Source organism: Thalassobaculum sp., from assembly GCF_040219215.1.
Lineage (GTDB): Bacteria > Pseudomonadota > Alphaproteobacteria > Thalassobaculales > Thalassobaculaceae > Thalassobaculum_A.
Genome location: NZ_JAVJSX010000012.1, coordinates 40,005 through 63,141, shown reverse-complemented (window position 1 = coordinate 63,141; position 23,137 = coordinate 40,005). Strand labels below are relative to the sequence as shown.

The window sequence follows — 23,137 nt, the reverse complement described above, 5'->3', positions numbered from 1 at the left end:
CACGATACCCCCCTAGTCTGCTTCTGCTACGCCGCACTCGCGATCAATTCGATCCTGTTGCTTTACAAAAATAAACAACTGGATAACGAACGCGAACAGCGATCCCTGGGCGGACATGTAGAAGCCAACCGGGAAGTCAAGGAACCGGAACTGGTTGAGGTCGTACGCGAACCATTGAAGCAGATAGGCAAAGAAGAACCAGATAATCAGGTGGAGGATCATCAGGTTTCGAGTTCTACTCCAATGCTCTACTCGATCTTGTGAGGCATGGTCGGTCAACGTCTTTACCTCCCCTTGAGTTTGGGCTTTTATACTTTATGCGTGAGGCGCCCTACTTTTTGCTCATTCCCCTAGGATGGATGGCTCGACCACCCACACTACTACGTAGATTAACTCGTTTCCTCGACCTTGAAAAGCAGAGCGAATGCCCAGTGCTTCGGTCTAGTGAAGACCCAACTTCCCGTCTCTCCACGGCTCGATGAGATGACGGACTCGTCTAGTGTCGATCGGGGTTGCGATTTCTTGTCGGGTTTTCGTAAAACTTTACCAGACGGTGTCGTCTGGATACTGAATTCCAATCGGTTGGCGGAAGGCGCCGGCCTACAGTCCGTCGGGGCGACGATCGGGCCGCTTCGGCAAGTACCCGCCGGGGCTAGTCACGGTCGCTGGTTGAGGATGCTGGTCCTGGCGAGCCGGACTCGAACATGATGCTGCGCAGCAGCATCGGTATGTTCTGCAGGTCGGCCAATGTCTTCTTGAGGTCGGCTTTCTGCCGCCGGTTCAGTGCCGCGACATCAATGGACGTTGTCGGCTTGAGGCCATGCCCGATGTCCTGGCTCTGCTGCGCCAGCAATAAGGTAAGCCCAAGGATATGAGCTTGCTGCAGCGCGGCGATGTCGCTGTCGTTGCCGAGGCCGAGCGCCATCAGGCCATCCAGCCGCTGGCGTGTCGACCGCTGCGTGACGCCGTGACGGATGGCCAAGGTGCGGGCGGCGGAAGCCACTGGAAACAGGATGTGCATTTTGATGTCGAATCGTCCGTCACGGGTTTTCAGACGGCCGAACATCGACAGGGGAGTGTGAACTGAGGCCAGCCGTTCGCCGAGAAGCTTGGCGAACGTGGTGTCCCGGCTGCCCTTTGCACAGGCGTAGTCCAGAAGGTCGTTCCCCAGTGACCAAGTGCCGTGGACGGGTACGGCATCGAAGAAGATGTCGACATTGAGAAGGTCCTGCCGCCTCGACTGCCGGACCCAGCGATCGACCCGCTCGTTCCAGGTGTTCACGGATCCCCGCCAATCTGGGTTCTTCGCCATCACGCCGCCGGTGCAGTAGGGAATTCCGGCACCGTCGAGGATGTCGGCGGTACGCGCACCAAGATCGGCGAACCAAGCATCTTCCGGCCCGCCCGGCTCTCCCCTCTCGAAGACGATCGCGTTGTCCTGATCTGGAACCAGCAGGCTCTCGCCGCGCCCGCCGGACCCCAGGACCAGCACCGAGAACCGGCAGGGTGGATCGCCTAAGCCCTCGTCCTTCATCGCATGGGAGGCTAGCACCGCCGCCCGCCGGGTCATCGAGCGGATCTCCTCACTGATGATCTGGGCGATCAAGCGGGCGTCGACCTGCTCGGCCGAGAGCGACTGGACAACGCGCGGCAAGGTCGCCCAGGCAAGCGCCAGTTCCGTCGAGGAGCTCGCTTCGTCGATGGCGTCCGTGAGTTCGACCGCCGGGCCGTCGCGCAGCTTCAGCAGATCGCGCGCAGAGATCACACCGACCAGCGTATCGGTCTCGGAATGAACGCCGAGGTGACGGAAGCCAAGCCGGCTCATGCGGCCGACGGCCCGATAGAGGAAGGCATGTTCGCGGATCGTGCGTATCGGGCGTGAACCGATCGACCCTACCGGATCGTCCAGGGCAGCGGCGCCGCGCCGGACGATGTGTCGGACCGCGTCACGCTCGGTGACGATCGCGTACTGGTCGACCGGAAGTCCGGCCTCTCCGGTAGAAGTAACGAACACGGACGAGACGGCGTGGGAGGCCATGATCTCCATGGCGCGGTTCAGGGTGGTACCGGTCGATACGGCGATCACCGGGCTGGCCATGATGTCGGCGACCCGGTGGCGGTAGACGAATGTGTCGACGCGTCCCTGTTCTGCGTCATCGGGCTCGGAGACCGGGGGCACCCATCCGGCTTCGCTGTGCCGGGCGAGTTCAGCGGTCAGGCCGTTGCAGGCGCGCTCGGCCTCCGCCAGCGTGCGGATGCCCTTGGCCTGGAGGCGAGGGGCGAGGGCGATGAATATCCGGCCGGCGGCCTCGGCGTCGCCCAGGGCCCGGTGACGGTTGCTGATTTCAAGACCGAGCCAGTTGGCGAGGGCATCGAGCGAATGGCTGGCGAGCGTCGGTGCCGCGATGGTCGCGAGCATGCGAACGCACAATGCCCGGGGCTTTCGCCATTCCAGCTTGTTGCGCTTCGCTTCGCCAGCCAGGACGGTCAGGTCGAATCCAATCGAATGTCCGATGACGACCTGATTCTCCCACTGCGTGGTGAACCGGGTCCAGACATCGGCCAGCGGCGGCGCGTCACGCACCATCTCATCGGTGACGCCGTGTATGGTGGTCGATGACGGTGGGATCGGGATACCGGGATTGAGCAACTGCTCACAGGCGCGATCCGTTCTCAGGACACCTTTGACGATCGGCATCGTCCCGATCTGCACGGCGTTCGCCCGTGATGCATCGAGCCCGGTGGTCTCGATATCGATCGCTACCGCATCGAGCGCAAACAACGGTGTAGCGCCGTTCATGGGCATCTGATCCGGCCCTCCTCAACCGATCGCCGGCCATCGGGTTCGCCGTCAACAGCGTGAATCTGCAGGGCCCCGGTGCCGACCGCAATGCTGCAGATCAATCGGAGGGCAGCCGAACGTTGCGGTGGGTGGGCCGCGTGCGCTAGAACCCGCCGTCACCCGCAACCGACGGCGAGCCGACCCGATGGCCTCCTACCAGTACATCTACGTGATGAACGGTCTCTCCAAGACCTATCCAGGCGGCCGCGAGGTGCTTAAGGACATTCGCTTGTCCTTCCTGCCGGGAGCCAAGATCGGCGTGCTCGGCGTCAACGGTGCAGGTAAGTCGACGGTCCTGCGGATCATGGCCGGCGAGGACAAGGACTACACCGGAGAGGCTTGGGCCGCGGAGGGCGCGACGGTCGGTTACCTGAAGCAGGAGCCCGACCTCGACCCGACCAAGGACGTTCAGGGCAATGTGATCGAGGGGCTGGGGCCGTTGAAGGCCCTTATGGACCGGTTCAACGAGGTCAGCGCCCGGTTCGGCGAAGACCTGACCGACGACGAGATGAACGACCTTCTCGCCGAGCAGGGCGAACTCCAGGAGAAGATCGACGCCGCCGACGGCTGGGACATCGATCGCAAGGTCGAGATCGCCATGGACGCGCTGCGCTGCCCGCCGGGCGACGCGGACGTGACCAAGCTGTCCGGTGGCGAGCGCCGCCGCGTGGCCCTGGCCAAGCTGCTGCTGTCGCAGCCCGACCTGCTGCTGCTCGACGAGCCGACCAACCACCTGGATGCCGACTCGGTCGCGTGGCTGCAGCGCACGCTCGCCGACTACGCGGGCACCGTCGTCACCGTCACTCACGACCGCTACTTCCTCGACGAGGTTGCAGGCTGGATCCTGGAGATCGACCGTGGCCGCGGCATTCCCTACGAGGGCAACTATTCCGGCTGGCTGGTGCAGAAGCAGAAGCGCCTGGAGCAGGAGGGACGCACCGAGGCCGCGCGCATGCGAACCCTGAACCACGAGTTGGAGTGGATTCAGCAGAGCCCGCGCGCACGGCAGGCCAAGTCAAAGGCCCGCGTCACGGCGTATGAGGATCTGCTCGCCCTGAACCAGGAGAAGGCGCCGGACACCGCGCAGATCGTCATCCCGGCCGGACCGCGGCTGGGTGACGTGGTGATCGAGGCGGACCGCCTGTCGAAGGCATTCGGCGACCGACTGCTGATCGACGAGCTGTCCTTCAAACTGCCGCCCGGCGGGATCGTCGGAGTGATCGGGCCGAACGGTGCCGGCAAGACCACGCTGTTCCGGATGATCACCGAGCAGGAAAAGCCGGACGGCGGCGCCATTCGCATCGGCGAGACCGTCAAGCTTGGCTATGTCGATCAAAGCCGCGACACGCTGCGTGCCAACAAGACAGTGTTCGAGGAGATTTCCGACGGTCACGACGAGATCGACCTTGGCCGGCGCAAGATGGCCAGCCGGGCGTATGTCGGGCTGTTCAACTTCAAGGGCGGCGACCAGCAGAAGAAGGTCGGTCAGTTGTCAGGCGGTGAGCGCAACCGGGTTCATCTCGCCAAGATGCTGAAGTCCGGCGCAAACCTGCTGATGCTTGACGAGCCGACCAACGATCTGGACATCGACACGTTGCGGGCGCTCGAAGAGGGGCTCCTGGAGTTTGCCGGCTGTGCGGTGGTGATCAGCCACGATCGCTGGTTCCTCGACCGGATCGCAACCCACATCCTGGCGTTCGAGGGTGACAGCCACGTCGAGTGGTTCGAGGGTAACTACGAAGCCTACGAGGCCGATCGCAAGCGCCGGCTGGGTGAAGAGGCGGCGCAGCCGCACCGGATCAAATACAAGCCGATCCGCCGCAGCTGATCGTTCTGCAGTCGCAGCGCCGGGTCGTCGGCGCTGCGCTTTCCCTGCACGCGTATGGACTCGCACGCGGCGACAAGTCGGGCGATTGGGCGGGTGTCGGTCGGTCGTTGCCCCTGCCGAGATCCTGGGTCGTCAGGAGCCTGACGACTTCAGCTTTGCCATCCGGTCGTTCAGCGCCTTGATCAAGGCCTGGACCTGGCCGCCGTTGCTTTGGATTACCGACGCGTATTCCTGACGCTGGGTGACGCTCATGCTCACGCCCTCGATCACCACGTCGACCACTTTGAAGCTGTCGCCCTGGCGGATGATGCGCCAGTCGACACGCACATCGGGGGTGCCCTTCGGGTCCACGATCCGGCTGGCGACCATGGTGAACTGGCCATCCTCGCGGCTGTTGTCGACAACCAGCTTCTGGCCGGAATACTCGTCGAACCGCGCGGTGTAGGTGTAGACAATGCTCTCGTTGAAGGCCTTCAGGTAGGCCTCGCGCTCCTCCGGAGTGGCCAGGCGCCAATAGCGTCCGAGCAGGAACCGGCCGATTCCCTCCATGTCGAAGGTCTCCGACAGCAGTCGGTCGAAGCTCTCTCGCTTCGCCGGCATGTCGGTGGTGCGATCGGTGACCAGCGCCAAAGCCCGATCAGCCAGCTTTCCGATGAACGCATCCGGTGACGACACGTCAGCGCGGGCAAGGCCGGCCGTGGTCGCTACGAACAAAACAATCGCAAAAACCCGTGCGAGTTTCATGTAACCGATTCCTCGCCGTTTCTGGATGCTCAGCTCTTAGGCGCCGACGTTCCCGCACGCTCCGCGGGTTGCCCGCCCGGCACATACTCCTCGAACTCGCCGGTTGAGCCGGTCGAGCCGTTGCCGTTCTTCGGCGTGCCATTGGAGATGAGGATGTCACGACGCTGCTTGTAAATGGTTCGAACCCGCGCGTAATAGTCAACCGATGTCCGCTTCAGGTCATTGATCGTGTCGTAATTGCGGGCCCGGAAATCAACGGCGCCAACAACGCGCCGGCCGATCTGGAATGCGGCACGGTCATCGTTGCCGTCGAAGGGGTCACCGTTGCCGATATAGTTGATCGGGTCGAGGAAGTGGTCGACCACCAGTCCGGCGGTGTCGCGCACGTTGGACGGCCCGAGCAACGGCAGCACGATGTACGGGCCGTCGTCGGCGCCGTAAACCGCCAGCGTCTGGCCGAAATCCTCATCGCGATGAACGACGCCAAGTCCGGTGGCGTTGTCGACAAAGCCGAAGAACGGTGCATTCGCGACGAAGCGGGATGCCGTGACCTCAGCTCCCTGCCAGTCGCCCTGAAACACGTTGTTCGCCAGGATCACCGGGCTCTTCAGCCAGTTCAGGAAGCTGAAAACCATGTCCCGGACGGGATCCGGAACCGTCTCCTTGTACATGAATGCGGTCGGCTGCAGGACGAACGTGTCGAGCGTTTCGTTGACCGCAAAAACCATCCGGTTGGCGGGCTCGATCGGATCGTAGACTTCGCCCTGCTCAAGCTCACCCTGGCCGGCACAGCCACCAAGGAGCCCTGTCGCAACCACAGTGGTCATCAACATGCGACGCATTCGACAAAATCCTGTTTCTGCCTGTGCCAACCAGATTACCATGCATCGATGCCGGGAGATTACCGCGGCCGGGCGCACCAATCCCGTTGTCGCGGGCGACTTCCAGCGTTCCAAGGAGTTACCACAGAGCCGTTCACGGCGCCAGACAGACGCAAGTCGGTGGCTGGTGCTTGACGGCGCGTGTTGCAAAAATACCGCGATCGTTCATCGCTTCCGATTGGGCCGGCTAGCGCACCCTCTGGGCCATGGCGTGCGCCTTGCGCTGCCATTCCACGGCCCCGACAGCGCGGTACAGGCGCCCAGCCTGGACAAGAAGTGCCGCCGCCGTGGCGTTGTCGATGTTGACGGCCAGCAAGCCGATCAGCAAGGCGGAGTCGGCCTCCGACAGGCGATCACCAACGCTCTGAAACAGGATGCGTGCCTCGGCATAGGCGAACTGGGCTTCGGGCAGCTTGCCGATCGAGGATTCGAGGTCGCCCGCTGCGCGCAGGGATGACGCCTCGCCATGGGCGTCCCGTAGGCTCTGGTACATTGTGCGCACCTGAGCGTAGTCCACCCTGGCCCGGTCGGGGTTCTCCATGAGCACGCTGACCTGTGCGAGGTCCATCAGGGCCTGAGCGGCATCGCGGGCGCCGCCGATGGTCTGGTAGTGGCCGTAGGCTTCCTTCAGGACCTCGCGGGCGGAGCGCTTCTGGCCCCGGGCAATGTCCACGTGCCCACGCCCCTTCTGGGCATCGGCGATGATCAACAGGTCTTCCGAACTCTTGGATTGCGACAGAACACGCTCGAACAGGTTTCGCGCCTCCTCGACGTTCCCGACAAGGCGCTCCATCTCGCCGAGCCCGATCATCAGCCGCGATTCGTTGTCCTTGTCTCCGGATTCGACGAACAGATTGCGGGCGGTGTTGCCATTGGTGCGTCCCCAATCAAACCGGACCCGGCACCGCCGGACATCGCCTCGACCGGCGATCAATCCGCTGGACCCGACCCGTCGCCCGGCCTGCTTGAACCGCTGGGCGGCTTCCAGGGCGGTCTCGCGCGCCTCGGTCGGACGCTGCATCTTGCGATATCCGTCGGAGATCACCAGACGGACCAGACCCTCACCGACGTAGTCACCGGTTCGTCGGTAGAGAGTGAGGGCCCGTTCGAAGTGGTTCTGGGCCTCGGCGGCGTTGCGCTCCAATCGAAACAATTCGCCTCGGCAGTACAGGGCATGGGCTTCGCCGATACGGTCGCCGACCTGGGTGAGCATGAACCGCGCCTGATCGAGGTTGCCTGCGGCTTCATCCATCTTGTTCAATCGGATTCCGGCCTCGCCGAGACCGAGATACGCGTTGCCTTGTCCGAATCGATCGTTTTCCTGGGCAAACAGTGAGCGCGCTTCCTCGAAGTTCTGGCGCGCCGCGTCGTAGGCACGTCGGGACAGGGCCAGAAAGCCTTTTGCGGTAATGGTTCGGGCGACCCCCCGGTTGTCCTTGGCGGCCTCGAATTTGGCCGAGGCCTCATCGAAATACCGCGCGGCGTCGTCGAACTCCGCCCTTTCGCCGGCGAGTTCGCCCTGGCTGAGCTTGACGGTGGCTTCCAGGGCATCCTGTTTGGCCTCGCGTGCCAGAGATGCCGCTTCGGAGAAGGTCTTGCGGGCATCGTCCGGCAGGCCGCAGATCCGAAACCCTTCGCCCTGCGCCCACAAACGGCCGGCCATTGCAGCGGTGCCGGTCGACAGCACGCCGCCCGACCGCATGGCCTGGACCCCGCCGCTGCGCTTGATGCTCCGGCTGACCCACCAGTCGAGAACCAGCGCGCACAGTCCGACAAAGCCGACAACCGCCGCGAACAGGTTCTGATAGTTCTGCGGCTTGTCAGCGGTGAAGACGTAGCTGGCCACGGTGGCGACCGTGGCAAGCACCAGGATCGTGATCCGACGCCGCCAGGTTCCGAGCCGGCCACGCCGTCGAGCACTTTGGATCGCCTTCACGGACCCGGTCCCATCCTGGATCGTATGCGCCGACGGCTCATCTCGGCCGAGCCGCGCCAAGCATCGGAATTATCGTCGATTTGCCGAGCTACTCCAACCCTGTCAGCGCGCGCGCCGGTATACCGGCCGGAGCAGTACAGGCAGCAGATAGATCGGAAACTGCAGTAACGCCAGAAACAAGAACGTGTCCGGCTCGAACGCCGCCGGCGCCGCGCCCAGAACCAGCGCCATGTTGCGGTTTCCGGCTACCAGCGCGAGCGTTCCCGCAGTTCGCGGGCCGGTCGGCCGAAACACCAGCCAGCCGAGAGCCTGCATTCCCAAGGCGGCCGCGAACACCAGGACCAGCAGGCCGGCGATGCGCCACGGGTCGGCAAACGCGGCTTGGGTGACGCCGTCCAGTACCGCAACGGCGAATAACAGCATGATCAGTACGAATACCCCGTCGATCGCATCGGCATGCCGATCCAGCCTGGCCATCCCGGCCACGCGTCGGATGGCCGCCGCCGCCAGCCCGGCGCCGACCAGCAGGGCCGCCAGCCGCAGCGCCAGAGCCATCGGACTGATGTCCAGTTCCAAGCCGATCAGGGCGAACACGATCGGCGGCAGGGTCAGCGGCACCAGGAGGCCGGCGGCCGTCGTAACCGTGAGGGCGAGCGCACCGTCCAATCCCACCAGCGCCGCAATGGCCGGGACCGAGATCAAGGGCGGCGACGCTGTCCAGACCACCAAGGCCGTGGCGATGCCGTCGTCGAGTTCCAGAGCGGTGGCAGCCAGATAGCCGATTACCGGTGAAATCAGCAGCACGAAGCCAACCGCCGGCAAGACATGAAGCGGTGCCCCGGCAGCTCGACGAATGGCTGCCGGGTCCAAACGCAGCAGCGACACCGTCAGCATCGCCGTGATCGCCGGCACCAGCAACGGTCGCACCAATGCCGAGAGGTCCGGGATCGCCAGCGCCAGGAACACGCCGGCTGCCAGGCATCCGGTCGCGCGTTTGCCCAACCAGGACAGGATGCCCATCATGACCGGGACGCCGGATCGGACGGATCGATGACGGTCAAGACAGGAGGTTGCTGCGTGGCTGACATGAATGACGATGGATGGTTCGACTCGGGACGGGCAATCGTTCGATCAGACTGGATCGACTACAACGGGCATATGAACGTCGGCTATTACGTGGTCGCGTTCGATCAGGCGACCGAGGCGGTATGCGCCCATTTCGGGGTTGGTGAAGCCTATCGGCGCGAGGCGAACGCGTCGATGTTTGTCGTTGAAGCCCACGTGACCTACGACCGGGAAGTTCTGGAGGCGGCCCCTCTGGTCTTTCGATCGCGAATCGTCGATTTCGACGCCAAGCGCTTCCACCTGCTGCATCGGATGTTTCATGCCGAACAGGGGTTTCTTGCCGCGACCAACGAGCTGATGTGCCTGCATGTCGACTTGACCCAACGCCGCTCGGCGCCGTTTCCGACAGCCGCCATGGCGAAGGTCCGGACGCTGGGCGAAGCGCATCAGCGGCAAGCACCGACCGATGGCACCGGGCGGTCGATCCGTATTCGCCGCCGCTAGCCAATCTCGGGCCTCGCCGCTGACGGCGCTTTAAGTGATGCTCGAAGACGGTAGTATGTCGGGCAGCGCGTCGAGGGAGACCCGCAATGGTGACCGACCCGGAAGTCAACGAGGTTGGCCAGATTGCCGACGAGGCGCTGGGCCATATGTCGGTGCTGGGAATCCCTCCGACGCCGGAGAACTTTGCCGTCTGGTTTGCATACGCGAACCGCAGCGACCGGCACCTTTGCAGAACGATCGACATCCTGAGGGACAACGGCCAGGAGTTCGACAGCATCCGGAACGCCGACCTGCACGCGCGTTTCATCATGCCGCTGTACCAGTCGGAAGAGATCGAGACCGTGGCCGATGGCCTGCATGCGGTCGCCGGCCAGTTGTCGACGACGGTCGCCGACGCCGGCGACGGGACCCGAACCTATGGCCGCGCCCTTTCCGACATCTCCGACGCTCTCACCCGCACGGAGTCCGTGGACAGCGAGATGCATCGTCTCGTCGGCAGCCTGGTGCACGAGACGCGTGTCATGGAAGCGCGGAACACCCGTTTGCACGGGCGGTTGGAGAAGTCGGCCGAGGAGATCGCACGCCTGCGCAAGTCGCTCGTCGCGACCCGGCGCGAGGCGTCGACGGATGGTTTGACCGGTCTTGCGAACCGGATGCAGTTCGAGCGCGAGCTGCGCTCGGCGGCGGCCAAGGCCATGGAGCATGGCACCACATTGTGCCTGCTGATGGCGGACATCGACCACTTCAAGACCTTCAACGACACCTATGGACACATGGTCGACGACCAGGTGCTGCGGCTTGTCGGACGGGTACTGATCGAGGCCATTCGCCCAAACGACCTGGCAGCCCGTTTCGGCGGTGAGGAGTTCGTGGTGATTTTGCCGGATTGCTGTCTCGACGAAGCGACCCGGATCGCCGAGCGGATCCGGGAGCGCATCGGCGAGAAGCACGTCGTGCGCCGCCGCAGCGGCGACGACCTGGGCACGGTCACCCTGTCGCTCGGAGTGACCGCCTACCAGCCCGGCGAGTCCCTGGGCCAGTTTATCGAGCGCGCCGATTCCGGGCTCTACGACGCCAAGCAGGCAGGGCGCAACCGCGTTTCCGTCGTCGGGGAACCGAGCGGTCGGGACGCAGGCGGCGTCCGTTCAGTCCGCGGACCGGCCCAGTGATTGCAGGCCGTCGCCCTCGACCGCGTAGGGCAACCACGTGCCCTTCCGGGTAAGGCCGAGTCGCTCGTAGAAGGCTCGCGCCCGGTTATCGGTCTTCACCGACAACTCCAGGCGCCCACAGCCGGCATCGAGCGCTGCCCGCGCCAGCGCGGCCATCAGGCGCTTGCCGACACCACCGCCCTGCTGGTCGGGGTCGACGTACAGGTCTTCCACATACAGGTTCGGTCGGCCCGCCCAGGTCGAATAGGTGAAGTAGTACAACGCGAACCCGACCGGCGTCGGCGCGGCATCGGGCCGGGCGATCGCCTCGGCCAGCACCACGTGAAACCGTGGCGTCGTGCCGAAGCCGTCACGCAGGAGATCCTGCGGGGTCGATTGGACATACCCGTCGGCATCCTGCACGGCGGCCAGCCGTCGGATCAGTTCCAGAAGCGTTTCGACATCGCCGGCAACGGCCGGCCGCAATTGGATGGTCATGGGTCCCCACGGTAGTGATCCGCCGGCACGATCGGCAAGGTTGCTTTCAACTGACTCAAAGCGTCGTTAAGCTGCAATGGCTTAACTCGCCAGACAACGACCTCGGTCGGCCATGTTCAAGACATTAGTCGCGCGGCCCCTTGTGGGCCTGAAGCGGTTGGTTCGCAACGACCAGCTTCTGACCAGCGTTGCCGCGCTGGTGGTCGGTTTCGCGGCCGCCGCCGGTGCGGTGGGATTCCGCGAGGCGATCGACGCGGTTCAATGGCTGTTCCTGGGCTTTCACCACGAACTGGTGGCCAGCGGCGCCCGCGAGTCGGATTGGTGGCGGATCATGCTGGCGCCTGCGGCCGGCGGTCTGCTGGTCGGCCTGATCACCTATTGGCTGATGCCCGGCCGGCGCCCGCAGGGCGTTGCCAACGTGATCGAGGCGAGCGCGCTGCGCGCTGGCCGGATGTCGTTCCGTCAGGGGATCGGGGCTGCGGTGATCAGCACCCTGTCGATCGGCTCCGGCGCGTCGGTGGGACGCGAAGGACCCGCCGTTCACCTTGGTGCCGCTCTGGCAAGCTTTATCGGACGCCCGTTGCACCTGACACGTTCCCAGTCCCGCACCCTGCTCGGCTGCGGGGTGGCGAGTGCAGTGGCAGCCTCGTTCAACGCGCCGATCGCCGGCGTGTTTTTCGCGCTGGAGGTGGTGATTGGCCACTACGCGCTGTCGGCGTTCGCACCGATCGTCATCGCGTCGGTCTGCGGTACCATCGTCTCGCGCATGTGGTTCGGGGACTTCCCCGCGTTTCGGCTGGCAAACTACGAGATCGTGTCGTTCCTGCAGTTCCCGGCTTTCGCCTTGCTGGGAGTTGCGTGTGCGGCGGCGGCCATCGCCCTCATGCGGCTGACTGCCATGGTGGAGCGGACGTCGGAGACGCTGCCCGGGCCGCGCTGGCTGCACCCGGCGTTCGCCGGCTTGATCGTCGGGATCGTCGCGCTGTGGTACCCGGAGATCCTCGGCGTCGGGTATGAGGCGACCGACAACGCGCTGAAAGAACAATATGGGTTCCAGCTTCTGGCGACCCTGGCAGTCCTCAAGATTCTGATGACCGCTCTTTGCCTTGGGGCAGGATTCGGAGGCGGGGTGTTCTCGCCATCCCTGTTCGTCGGGGCAATGGTCGGCGGGTCGTTCGGGCTGGTTGCCAGTCACCCGTTCCCGCACCTGTCGTCGGGGCACGGCGCCTACACGATGATCGGCATGGGCGCGGTGGCCGGCGCCGTGCTGGGGGCGCCGATCTCGACCATCCTGATCATCTTCGAGTTGACCAATGACTACCGCCTCACCATCGGGGTGATGGTGGCGGTGGTGATCGCCTCGCTGATCACCCGGGTCTGGCACGGCCCGTCGTTCTTTGCCGACCAGTTGAAGCGCCGGGGTTTCGACCTGCAGGGCGGCCACGACATGGCGGCACTGCGGAGCCTGAAGGTGCATGACCTGATGCGTCAGGATCATGTGACCGTTCCGCCTGAAGCCATGCTCGGCACGCTGCGCGACCGGCTGCGCCAGGCTCCGCTCAACGAATTGTTCGTGGTGGATGGCGATGACCGGTTGATCGGCACCATCACGCTGGAGGAGTTGGGCGACGCGGCGTTCGACAAGAGTCACGACCAGGAGCTGTGCGCGGAGAATCTGGCCCGCAGATCGCCGCCGGTGCTGGCCCGCTCCGACGACCTGCAGAAGGCGATTCGGCGATTCGGCGAGGTCGACGAAGGGTTGCTGGGCGTGGTCGACGATCAGGACGGCACCCGGCTGCTCGGGTGCCTGCACGAGCGTGACGTCATGCGGGCCTACAACACCGCGCTGGTCAACCTGCGCGCCGAGGAGCACGGCGAGACGCTCTGACGGGCGATTTTGATCCTGGGGCGGTGCGTCGTGCGTGCTATATCCGAAGCATCATGACCGATCTTTTCTCGACCCGACCCGACCCTCGCGAACCGTCGGCGCTGCCGCTGTCGCCCCCGGTGCGTGCACCGCGTCCGGACAGCTACCTGTCCGGCCTGAACCCGGCCCAACGCGCCGCCGTCGAAGCGCTGGACGGACCCGTTCTGGTGCTTGCCGGCGCCGGAACCGGCAAGACCCGGGTGCTGACCACCCGGCTCGCCCATCTGCTGGCGCTGGGCAAGGCACGGCCGTGGAACGTGCTGGCCGTGACCTTCACCAACCGCGCGTCCCGCGAGATGAAGGAGCGCGTGGCGAGGATCGTCGGACCGGCCGCCGAGCAGGTATGGCTCGGCACGTTCCATGCGCTGGCCGCCCGGATCCTGCGGCGGCACGCCGAAGTCGTTGGACTGCGGTCGAACTTCACCATCCTCGACGCCGACGATCAGGTGCGGCTGCTGAAGCAGGTTCTGCAGGCCGAGAACATCGACGACAAGCGTTGGCCGGCCCGGGTGGTGATGGGGGTCATCCAGCGCTGGAAGGACCGCGGTCTCGGACCGGACAAGATCGGCGTTGCCGAGGTCGGAGACCTGGCCGGCGGGCGCCTGCAGGAAGTCTACCGCCAGTACCAGGAACGGCTGGTCACCCAGAACGCCGCGGATTTCGGCGACCTGCTGATGCACAACCTGACCCTGTTCCAGAGTCGCCCCGAGATCCTGAAGGACTATCAGGAACGGTTCCGCTACCTGCTGGTCGACGAGTACCAGGACACCAACGTTTCGCAGTATCTCTGGCTGCGGCTGCTGGCCCAATCGCACAAGAACATCTGCTGCGTCGGCGACGACGACCAGTCGATCTACGGCTGGCGCGGCGCCGAGATCGGCAACATCCTGAAATTTGAGAGCGACTTTCCCGGCGCCACGGTCGTGCGCCTCGAGCAGAACTACCGCTCCACCTCGCGGATTCTGGCCGCGGCATCGCAGGTGATCGCCAACAACGAGGGACGACTCGGCAAGACGCTGTGGACCGAAGGCGACCACGGCGACAAGGTCGTGGTCCGCGGGGTGTGGGACGGCGAGGAAGAAGCGCGGGTTGTCGGCGAGCGGATCGAGGATTTCCAGCGCAAGGGCGTAGACCTGTCGAACATGGCGGTGCTGGTTCGGGCCGGCTTCCAGACCCGAGAGTTCGAGGAACGGCTGATCACGCTGGGCGTGCCGTACCGGGTGGTCGGCGGCGCGCGTTTCTACGAGCGCAAGGAAATCCGCGACGCCGTTGCCTATCTGCGGGTCATCCATCAGCCGGATGACGACATGGCGTTCGAGCGCATCGTCAACGTGCCGCGCCGGGGTATCGGCGATACTACGATGCGGGCGGTTCACGGCTATGCGAGGGCCCAGGGCCTGTCGCTGACCCGCGCGGTGGACGCGCTGGTCCAGACCGACGAGTTACCGTCGGCGGCGCGACGGAACCTGCGCACGCTGATGGAGGCGTTCGGTCGATGGCGTGAAGCGGCTTCGCTCGAAGGGCTGGCGGATCTGGTTCGGGTCGTCCTGGATGAATCGGGCTATACGGAGTCCCTCCAGAAAGACCGCTCGCCGGACGCGCCCGGCCGGCTGGAGAACCTCAAGGAGCTGGTGACGGCGCTTGAGGAGTACGAAACCCTCGCAGGCTTCCTGGAGCACATCAGCCTGGTGATGGAGAACGCCGACGATCCGGACGAGGCGAAGATCAGCCTGATGACCCTGCACGCTGCCAAGGGCCTGGAGTTCGACGTGGTGTTCCTGCCAGGCTGGGAGGAGGGGTTGTTTCCGAACCAGCGGGCCCTCGACGAGAGCGGGGCGGCGGGCCTGGAGGAGGAGCGGCGCCTCGCCTATGTCGGCCTGACCCGGGCGCGCAAGTCGGTGGAGATCGTGTTTGCCGCCAACCGGCGGGTTCACGGCCTGTGGCAGAGCGCTATTCCATCACGGTTCGTCTCCGAACTGCCCGCCGAGCACGTCGAGACGATCTCCGAGGCCGGGCTGTATGGCTCGACCGGTGCCTACGGCGGCGGGTACGGCAGCGCCGGCTATGGCGGTCGGCGCGATGGCCTGAGCTTCGGCGATCGGAACGACGAACCCGACCGTTCTGGCGCCGCCCGGTCCAGCCGTTGGGACGCCGCCGGCGGCGTGGCCGGGCGGGGACCCGGATACATGCGGCGCGGCGGCGGGACGATCCGGACACGCGCGCCGATGATCGACGGGCAGGGCTATACCGTCGACCGATCCAAGCCGTCGCGCTTTGCGGTTGGCGACCGGGTATTCCATCAGAAGTTCGGGATGGGAACCGTCCAGACGGTCGATGGCGACAAGCTGGAGATCGTGTTCGATCACGCCGGCCTTAAGAACGTGGTCGAGACCTTCGTGTCGACTCCCTGATCCCGAGAACGACGGAGACTGCAAGCATGTCCACGCCGCTTTGGCGGATCGCGATGACGGCGCCGGCCCGCGCTGCCGACGCGCTGAGCGCTGCGCTCGAGCCGTACGTCGTCGCTCTCACCGCGCTGGAAGAGTCGCCGGGGGGGAACTGGTCGATCGAAGGGTTGAGCGAAGACGAGCCGGCGCGCCCGGCCATCGTCGCGGCGCTGGCGCTTGCGGCGGCAACGGTCGGAACCCCGCCGCCGGACACGGTGATCGAACCGCTGCCGGACGTCGACTGGCTGACCCTGAACCGACAGTCGTTCCCGCCGATCCGCGAGGGCCGGGTCTGGGTTCGCAGCAGCCATGTGACCGAGGCGAAGCCGGCGGGTTCGATTGAATTGATCGTCGACGCCGCGCGCGCGTTCGGGTCGGGCAGCCACGCGACGACGGCACTGTGCCTGCGGGCGCTGCAGGATCTGGTTCGCCGCCGCCGGCCCCGACGTGTCCTCGATCTCGGTTGCGGTTCGGGAATCCTGGCGATGGCTACCGCCAAGCTGGTGCCGTCGTCCCGGGTCGTGGCCGTCGACCTGGATCCGCCATCGGTGACGACCGCTGCCGAGAACGCCCGATTGAACGGAACGGCAACACGCATACGCACCGCGGTTTCCCGCGGTTGGAGGGCAACTCTGGTGCGCCGGACCGCGCCCTTTGACCTCGTGCTTGCCAACATCCTGGCCGGTCCGCTCTGCGCCATGGCGCCCGACTTGGCAAATGGCCTCGCTCCCGGCGGGCGGGCGATCCTGTCGGGGCTCATGTACGACCAGGAAACCAGAGTGCTGGCCGCTCACCGCGTTCAGGGACTAAGGCTGCTCTCGCGCTACCGGCGCGACGGCTGGAGCGCGCTGGTGTTCGCCAAGAACTGATCCCGGAAATAAATCGGCCGGCGATCCGAAGATCGCCGGCCGTTGCACGCGCCGAATTAGCCTGGGGGGAGGGGGGAGGTCAGGCGGCCCGGCGCGAGTCGGTCGTGGTGTTGGCAGCGGCCGGGGTGACGGGCGATGCCAGATGGGCGTCGGCGGCGTGGCGAACCGTCGGGGCGGCCACCGACCCAAAAGCCTGGCCGACGATGGCCTGGGTCCGGTCGTCGTTCATCCGACGGATGATGCCTGCCGCAAACGCGGCGCGGTCGAGGCCGATGTCGGCCATCAGCCGGCTGTCGAGCTGTTCCAGTTCTGCGAACGTCCGGCGCCGGCGCAGCCAACCGCCGACGCGGGCGGTCAGCGCCCGAACGCCGCGCGACAGCACATCGGCAACGTAGGCGTCCCGATTGCGACGGGCGGCCAGTGCCAGCGCCATCGGATCAATCGAGAAGGTGTCAGCCGCGATGGCGGCAAAGTGCTTGGTGGTCATGGTCTCATCTCCGAGAAAGGTCTCGGACCGTGGGCGAAGTCGTCTCGGGTCCGCTGTTGTCGCGTCCATACTTGGGACGGAGGACTCGCCGCGGACAGCAGTGGTTTTGCAGTGCAGCATTGCGTTCGATGCATGGATAAGTCGAAAGCGCATGTTCGAGACGGGATGCTTGGTCATAAAAGATGCGCCCCTCCGGAGAGGGGCGCACCCGTAGTCAGGGAGTCTAGGGAATGAAACCGGTTCTGCTGGCGTTGAACCGGCTGAACCGCACCGCCGTTTCAGGCGGCCCGGAACCTCGTGTTGGCGTTCGCAACCCGTGGCAACGACGGATCGTATGCCGTCCAGCGTGCCTCGGTCGCGCGCGCCGCAAGCGCTACAATCTGTTGGCGGGCCAAGCCGAGATCGGCGAACACCCGGTCGTCCACATCCACCAGCGCACGGCGCCTCGGACGATGAACGGCGAAGAAGGAACGCAGCACGCTGGTCAAGGTTCCAAACCGAACATCGCGATCGACAACGCCCTGCCCGGCACGATCAAGATCGGTGACGGACTCCAGAGACGCCTGCCGAGCGGCAATGTAGCGATCGAGCCAGCCGCTGGTGTTCGTGATGATCATTGCGTGCTCCTCACACCGAAGCATCGAGCCCTGGGGGCAGATGTCCGCCGCGCCGAATACTGTGGAAAGCACATAGGAAGCTTGGGGAGGCAGGAAAAGCCCTAAAATAGCAGACCGTGTCATGACGTTTTTGCATGGCTTGTGCCGAGGTCGCGAACGCGCGCGACCGCTCCTGTGACACTCCGGGGGGCGTCCCAGCCAAGCCGATCAGCGAACGAGCGACGATCCGTGCGGCGGCAGCGGTATAGTCCGGCCGAACAATGTGAGAACGGGATCCATCCGACCATGACGCCACCGCTCCCCCGAATGCTGGGTCTTGCGCGATTCTTGTTTGCCAACGGGCACTTGTCTCTGGTGGAGGAAGTGTTGTGGATGGCGCTGGCCGCTGCGCCGTCCGACCGTCGCGTCGTCCTTCTGCTGGTCAAGATGCTCGCCGATCAGGGGCGCCATGATCACGCGATCGCCACGGGTGACGACTGGATCGCCAAACATGGTCTGTCGTCCGAGTTGCTGGAGATCCTGACCCGTTGCCACGTGGCGCGCGGTGGCGCCGGCGTCGCCGCCGCAGCAAGGCGAACCGTCTTGGCCGCTCCAGACCGGTGCGAGGCCTACCAGCAGCTGGCAGCGGCTCCGGAGCCACACGGCGATGGCCGATCTGGCTTGCAGGCACTCCACTGGTTGACGCCCTGGTTCGTCAAGGACGACCCACGGGCAAGTGTCCTGCTGCACAAGGCCCACGGCGCCGGTCGAGGGGTTTTCGAAAGGCACGCCGCCCGCTTGGCTGCATCCCGTCCGGATCTGCTCTGGACGCCCTATTACCGCGCGATGATTGCCCTGATCGTCGATGGCCAATCGTCGGGACTGGACGATCGCCGGGCGCTTGCCGCCGAGCGTACACCGGCCTTCCGTCAGGCTTCGGTGGACTGTGTGGCGCAATGGATCAACCCGGAGATCCGGGCATTTCAAACCCGACGCGATCTCTTCGCCCACTGCGTATCGTTGATGCAGGGAACGCGGCTCGGGCAGATCGGCCTGTATCTGGAGTTCGGCGTCGCCGAGGGAGCCTCAGCGAGCCGGATCGCGCGGCTGCTCGACGGCGCGCTCCACGCCTTCGACAGCTTTCAGGGGTTGCCGGAAGCCTGGGAGCACGAGGCTGCCGGCAGTTACTCGACCGGAGGGATGATCCCGGATCTGCCGGAGAACGTGCAGGTCCATGTCGGATGGTTCACCGAGACCATTCCAACGTTTCGCCGGCAGCACGCTGGACCCGTCGCCTTCCTGCACGTCGACTGCGATCTATACTCGAGTACCGTCGACATCTTCTCGGGCCTGGGGGATCGCCTGGTCGACGGAAGCGTCGTGGTGTTCGATGAGTATTTCGGCTATCCGGGATTCGAGAACCACGAAATGCGGGCTTTCGACGAGTTCCGGCGGGATGCTGGATGGCAGGCGACGGCCATCGCCATCGGTCCGTTCACCAAGCAGCTCGCGTTCCGCCTGCACCGTTGAGTGTGGCTGGGCGGCACGGGATCCCGGCGCCGGCCGATTACTCACCGATCAGCGCGAACCATTCGTCCTCGCTCAGCGTCGGCACGCCGAGCGCTTCGGCCTTGGCTGCCTTCGAGCCGGCGTCAGCGCCGACGACAACGTAGTCGGTCTTCTTCGACACCGATCCGGCAACCTTCGCACCCAGGCTCTCTGCCTTGGCCTTGGCCTCGTTGCGGCCGATCCGGGTCAGGGTGCCGGTGAACACCACGGTCTTGCCGGCAACCGGGGAATCCGTCGCGGCCGGCGCGGCGAACGCCTCGATCGTCAGTTCAGCGGCGAGATCGTCCAGCACCTCGGCGTTATGCTCTTCGGCGAAGAAATCGGTGAGATCCTTGGCGACCGACGAGCCGATCTGGTCGATGTTCAGCAGATCCGCGTGCGCCTCGCTCTCGGGGTCGTGCGTTGCCGCCATGGCGGTTCGCAGCGCTTCCAGCGTGCCGTAGTTGATTGCCAGCAGCCGGGCGGTCGCCTGGCCGACCTGTCGGATGCCGAGCGCGTAGATGAACCGATCGAGCCCGATCGATCGCCGGTTCTCGATCGCCGTCAGCAGATTGTCGGTGGAGATAGTCTTCGTGCCTTTCTCGCCGATCAGCGCGTCCCGGTGCGCTTTCAGCCGGAAGATATCGCCCGGCCGCTTGATCAGGCCGTCTGTGTAAAACGCGTCGATCTGCTTTGAGCCCAGACCCTCGATATCGAAGGCGTCCCGGCTGACGAAATGTTTCAGCCGCTCGACTGCCTGGGCCGGGCAGATCAGTCCGCCGGTGCACCGCCGGATCGCCTCGCCTTCGGGCTGCTCGGCATCGGAGCCGCATTCCGGGCAGGTCCGGGGGAAGTCGTACTCGACGCTGTCGGGCGGCCGCTTTTCCAGGATCACCCGGACAACCTGCGGGATGACGTCGCCGGCGCGTTGGATCACCACCGTGTCACCGACCCGGACGTCCTTGCGGCGGATCTCGCCCTCGTTGTGCAGGGTGGCGTTCGAGACGGTGACACCCGCCACCTTGACCGGCTCCAGGCGCGCCACCGGGGTCAGGGCGCCGGTGCGGCCGACCTGGATCTCAATCGCCTTCAGGACGGTCTCGGCTTGCTCCGCCTTGAACTTGTGGGCAATCGCCCAGCGCGGTGCGCGGCTGACCATCCCCAGCCGCTGCTGCCAGTCCAGCCGGTCGACCTTGTAGACTACCCCGTCGATGTCATAGGGCAGGGTCGTTCGCCGCTCGCCGATGTCGGCGTAGACGTCCAGCGCGGCCGCTACCGACTCGCAGCGTTTGGACAGCGGGTTGGTGGTGAAGCCCCATGCTTCAAGCTTCTCCAGGAATTCCCAGTGGGTATCGGCGATGTTCTCGCTGATCTCGCCCCAGGAGTACGCGAAGAACCGCAGCGGGCGCGCGGCGGTAATCGTCGGATCAAGCTGGCGCAGCGAACCGGCAGCCGCGTTCCGTGGATTCGCGAAGATCTTGCCGCCGGCGTTGGCCTGGCGCTCGTTCAGGGCGACGAAGTCGTCCTTGGTCATATAGACCTCGCCGCGCACTTCCAGGATCCCGGGAACTCCGGCGGGCAGCGCCGTCGGAACGTCGCCCAGGGTCTCCAGGTTGCGGGTGATGTTCTCGCCCTCGGTGCCGTCGCCGCGGGTCGCTCCGACTTCAAGCCGGCCGTCGACGTAGCGTAGCGATGCCGAGAGCCCGTCGATCTTCGGTTCGGCGACCAGCGCCAGTTCGTCCTCCTCGGCCAGACTCAGGAACCGCCGCACCCGGCGGGCGAACTCATGGACATCCTCGTCATCGAAGGCATTGGCCAGCGACAGCATGGGCCGGGCGTGCCGGACCTTCGAGAATCCCTCCGACGGACCCGGCGCCACCCGCTCGCTCGGGCTGTCCGCAAGCTTCAGATCCGGAAAGCGCTCCTCAATCGCCTGGTTGCGCCGCCGCAGTGTATCGTACTCGGCGTCGGTCAGGACCGGGGCATCCTCGACGTGATACTGCCGATCGGCTGTGGAAATCGCGTCCGAGAGGCGCTGCAATTCAGCCTTCGCCTCGGCATCGGTCAATGCATCAACCGGCTTGCCGGCAGTATCGGCCTCGCCCGTCATCATCCGGCTCCGGCGGCTCGTGATCCAATCGACTGCAAGAGCAGGCTGTCTGCGGCGGCGCGCGCTTCGGTGGTGATCGCGGCGCCCGACAACATCCGCGCGATCTCCTCGCGCCGGGCGCCGGCGTCCAGGGCCTCGACGTTGGTGGTGACGGCGTTGCCGGAAGCGCGCTTCTCGACGTGCCAATGGTGCGCGCCCTGCGCCGCGACCTGGGGGGAGTGCGTGACCACCAGGATCTGAAGGCGTTCGGCGAGCCGGGCCAATCGGTCGCCGACGGCCGCGGCGACCGCGCCGCCGACACCGGAGTCGACCTCGTCGAACACCACGGTCGGCACCGGGCTCGATTCCGCCAGAACCACTTTGAGCGCCAGCAGGAACCGCGACAGCTCGCCGCCGGACGCGATCTTCGACAGCGGTCCCGGCGGGGTGCCGGGGTTGGTCGTGACCCGGAACACCACCGTGTCCAGGCCGCCGGGCCCCCAGCGGGGCTCGTCCAGGCGCTCGACGGCGGTCTCGAACCGCGCCTTCTCCAGTTTCAGCGGTGGCAGTTCCTTGGCGATCGCGGCATCCAGTTTGCCGGCAGCCTTTCCGCGCTTCGCCGACAATGCCTCCGCTTTGGCGATGTAGTCGGCGCGTGCCCGGCGTTCGGCCTCGGCCAGCCCGCCCAGCCCGCCACCTTGACCATCCAACGCGGCCAAACGGTCGACCAGTTCACGATGCAGCAGCGGCAGCTGGTCGGGCTCGATCCCGTGCTTGCGGGCCAGATCGCGCAGCTCGTGCAGGCGGTCGTCGACCTCGGTCAAACGTCCGGAATCACCTTCGATGTCCTCGGCGGCCGACTGGATCTCGATCACCGCCTCCTGGATCTCCGCCGCGGCGCGGTCGAGGGCCGCGACGGCGGCGGTCAGGCGGCCGCCGGCCTTGTCGACCACCCGGTCCAGGGCCCGCTGCGCCTGCGCGACCGCGCTGTCGGCGCCGCTGTCCGAGGTGCCGTCGCCGGTCAGGGCATCGGCCGCGGCGTTCATGGCCGACAGCACGGCTTCGGCGTTGGCCAGCACCGTGCGGGTCTCGGTCAGTCGCGATTCCTCGCCCTCGGTCGGACGCATGCGATCGAACTCGTCGACCGCATGGCGCAACCAGTCCTCGTCGGCGCGCGCCTTCTCCATCGCGGCCCGTGCCTTGGCATGGCGGTCCGCGGCAACGCGCCAAGTCTCCCAGGCGGCGTGTACCGCCAGGACATCGGCCGACAATCCGGCAAGGGCATCCAGGGTTTCGCGATGCGTGCCCGGGTCCATCAGTCCGCGCTGGTCGAACTGGCCCTGGACCTCGACCAGAGCGTCGCCGAGCCGTCGCAGCAGGGCGACACTGGTCGGCTGGTCGTTCACATAGGCGCGCGACCGCCCATCGGCCGTCACCACGCGGCGCAGGATCAGCGCGCCGTCGCGCGGCTCCAACTCGGCCTCGGCCAGGATGGCGTCGACGGGATGGCCGGGCGGTGGATCGAACGCGGCGGTGACACTGGCTTGTTCGCGACCGTGGCGGACCAGACCGGAGTCGGCGCGGGCGCCCAGCGCCAGCCCAAGCGCGTCCAGCAGGATCGATTTGCCCGCCCCGGTCTCACCGGTCAGCACTGACAGGCCTGGCGCAAACGCCAGATCCAGCCGGTCGATCAGCACCACGTCCCGAATCGCGAGCGCGGCGAGCATG

The 23,137-nt window shown here is 65.7% G+C and carries 18 protein-coding genes; 7 read left to right on the top strand and 11 right to left on the bottom strand.

Features of this window, described 5'->3' with window-relative positions; translation table 11 throughout:
* Nucleotides 1-12: 12 nt before the first annotated feature.
* Nucleotides 13-279, bottom strand: a complete 267-nt coding sequence (locus tag RIC54_RS11265; protein ID WP_350097033.1) for a DUF4212 domain-containing protein — start codon at nt 277-279, stop codon at nt 13-15.
* A 373-nt stretch (nt 280-652) separates the two neighbouring features.
* Nucleotides 653-2,800: a DUF294 nucleotidyltransferase-like domain-containing protein gene (locus tag RIC54_RS11260; RefSeq protein ID WP_350097031.1), complete on the bottom strand. Its 2,148-nt coding sequence runs from the start codon at nt 2,798-2,800 to the stop codon at nt 653-655.
* A 187-nt stretch (nt 2,801-2,987) separates the two neighbouring features.
* On the opposite strand from RIC54_RS11260, the gene ettA reads away from it, so the two are divergent.
* Nucleotides 2,988-4,670, top strand: a complete 1,683-nt coding sequence (gene ettA / locus RIC54_RS11255) for an energy-dependent translational throttle protein EttA (RefSeq protein ID WP_350097029.1) — start codon at nt 2,988-2,990, stop codon at nt 4,668-4,670.
* A gap of 132 nt (nt 4,671-4,802) precedes the next feature.
* On the opposite strand, the gene RIC54_RS11250 is transcribed toward ettA, so the two are convergent.
* The 4 genes from RIC54_RS11250 to RIC54_RS11235 all read right to left on the bottom strand — a co-directional run bounded on the left by RIC54_RS11250 (nt 4,803) and on the right by RIC54_RS11235 (nt 9,254).
* Complete coding sequence (locus RIC54_RS11250; RefSeq protein WP_350097027.1) at nt 4,803-5,414, bottom strand: MlaC/ttg2D family ABC transporter substrate-binding protein; 612 nt, start codon at nt 5,412-5,414, stop codon at nt 4,803-4,805.
* 29 nt (nt 5,415-5,443) lie between these two features.
* Complete coding sequence (locus RIC54_RS11245) at nt 5,444-6,370, bottom strand: MlaA family lipoprotein (RefSeq protein ID WP_350097025.1); 927 nt, start codon at nt 6,368-6,370, stop codon at nt 5,444-5,446.
* Between the two features lie 112 nt (nt 6,371-6,482).
* The gene (locus tag RIC54_RS11240; RefSeq protein WP_350097023.1) at nt 6,483-8,231 is read right to left on the bottom strand and encodes a tetratricopeptide repeat protein; all 1,749 of its coding nucleotides are present in this window, start codon (nt 8,229-8,231) and stop codon (nt 6,483-6,485) included.
* Between the two features lie 102 nt (nt 8,232-8,333).
* On the bottom strand, nt 8,334-9,254 hold the full coding sequence (locus RIC54_RS11235) for a hypothetical protein (RefSeq protein WP_350097021.1): 921 nt from the start codon (nt 9,252-9,254) through the stop codon (nt 8,334-8,336).
* Nucleotides 9,255-9,317: 63 nt separating this feature from the next.
* Between RIC54_RS11235 and RIC54_RS11230 the strand changes: the two genes are divergently transcribed.
* Both RIC54_RS11230 and RIC54_RS11225 read left to right on the top strand, forming a co-directional pair.
* Nucleotides 9,318-9,800, top strand: coding sequence for a thioesterase family protein (locus tag RIC54_RS11230; RefSeq protein ID WP_350097341.1), 483 nt, complete (start codon nt 9,318-9,320; stop codon nt 9,798-9,800).
* Between the two features lie 86 nt (nt 9,801-9,886).
* Nucleotides 9,887-10,969 carry a GGDEF domain-containing protein gene (locus tag RIC54_RS11225; RefSeq protein WP_350151025.1) on the top strand — a complete coding sequence of 361 codons (1,083 nt, stop codon included), beginning with the start codon at nt 9,887-9,889 and terminating at the stop codon, nt 10,967-10,969.
* Here the strand turns inward: RIC54_RS11225 and RIC54_RS11220 are convergent.
* On the bottom strand, nt 10,946-11,446 hold the full coding sequence (locus RIC54_RS11220; protein WP_350097017.1) for a GNAT family N-acetyltransferase: 501 nt from the start codon (nt 11,444-11,446) through the stop codon (nt 10,946-10,948). The two genes, RIC54_RS11225 and RIC54_RS11220, sit on opposite strands and share 24 nt — an antisense overlap.
* Nucleotides 11,447-11,558: 112 nt before the next feature.
* Between RIC54_RS11220 and RIC54_RS11215 the strand changes: the two genes are divergently transcribed.
* Genes RIC54_RS11215 through RIC54_RS11205 form a run of 3 tightly spaced genes read left to right on the top strand, consistent with a single transcriptional unit; the run spans nt 11,559 to nt 16,689 of the window.
* Nucleotides 11,559-13,334, top strand: a complete 1,776-nt coding sequence (locus tag RIC54_RS11215) for a chloride channel protein (protein WP_350097015.1) — start codon at nt 11,559-11,561, stop codon at nt 13,332-13,334.
* A 53-nt stretch (nt 13,335-13,387) separates the two neighbouring features.
* Complete coding sequence (locus RIC54_RS11210) at nt 13,388-15,784, top strand: ATP-dependent helicase (RefSeq protein WP_350097013.1); 2,397 nt, start codon at nt 13,388-13,390, stop codon at nt 15,782-15,784.
* Between the two features lie 26 nt (nt 15,785-15,810).
* Complete coding sequence (locus tag RIC54_RS11205) at nt 15,811-16,689, top strand: 50S ribosomal protein L11 methyltransferase (RefSeq protein ID WP_350097011.1); 879 nt, start codon at nt 15,811-15,813, stop codon at nt 16,687-16,689.
* 79 nt (nt 16,690-16,768) lie between these two features.
* Here the strand turns inward: RIC54_RS11205 and RIC54_RS11200 are convergent, their stop codons facing one another.
* Both RIC54_RS11200 and RIC54_RS11195 read right to left on the bottom strand, forming a co-directional pair.
* Nucleotides 16,769-17,176 carry a DUF1127 domain-containing protein gene (locus RIC54_RS11200; protein ID WP_350097009.1) on the bottom strand — a complete coding sequence of 136 codons (408 nt, stop codon included), beginning with the start codon at nt 17,174-17,176 and terminating at the stop codon, nt 16,769-16,771.
* A 278-nt stretch (nt 17,177-17,454) separates the two neighbouring features.
* Nucleotides 17,455-17,793: a hypothetical protein gene (locus RIC54_RS11195; protein WP_350097007.1), complete on the bottom strand. Its 339-nt coding sequence runs from the start codon at nt 17,791-17,793 to the stop codon at nt 17,455-17,457.
* 372 nt (nt 17,794-18,165) lie between these two features.
* Here RIC54_RS11195 and RIC54_RS11190 point away from each other — a divergent pair, with 372 nt between their 5' ends.
* Nucleotides 18,166-19,302 (top strand): class I SAM-dependent methyltransferase, encoded by a 1,137-nt coding sequence (locus tag RIC54_RS11190; RefSeq protein WP_350097005.1) that lies wholly within the window; start codon nt 18,166-18,168, stop codon nt 19,300-19,302.
* 37 nt (nt 19,303-19,339) lie between these two features.
* Here RIC54_RS11190 and ligA read toward each other — a convergent pair whose 3' ends face one another.
* Both ligA and recN read right to left on the bottom strand, forming a co-directional pair.
* The gene (gene ligA / locus RIC54_RS11185; RefSeq protein ID WP_350097003.1) at nt 19,340-21,430 is read right to left on the bottom strand and encodes an NAD-dependent DNA ligase LigA; all 2,091 of its coding nucleotides are present in this window, start codon (nt 21,428-21,430) and stop codon (nt 19,340-19,342) included.
* A complete protein-coding gene (recN, locus tag RIC54_RS11180) occupies nt 21,430-23,136 on the bottom strand; it encodes a DNA repair protein RecN (protein ID WP_350097001.1) in 1,707 nt (568 codons plus the stop codon). Before recN ends, ligA begins: the two co-directional genes overlap by 1 nt.
* Nucleotide 23,137: the final 1 nt, after the last annotated feature.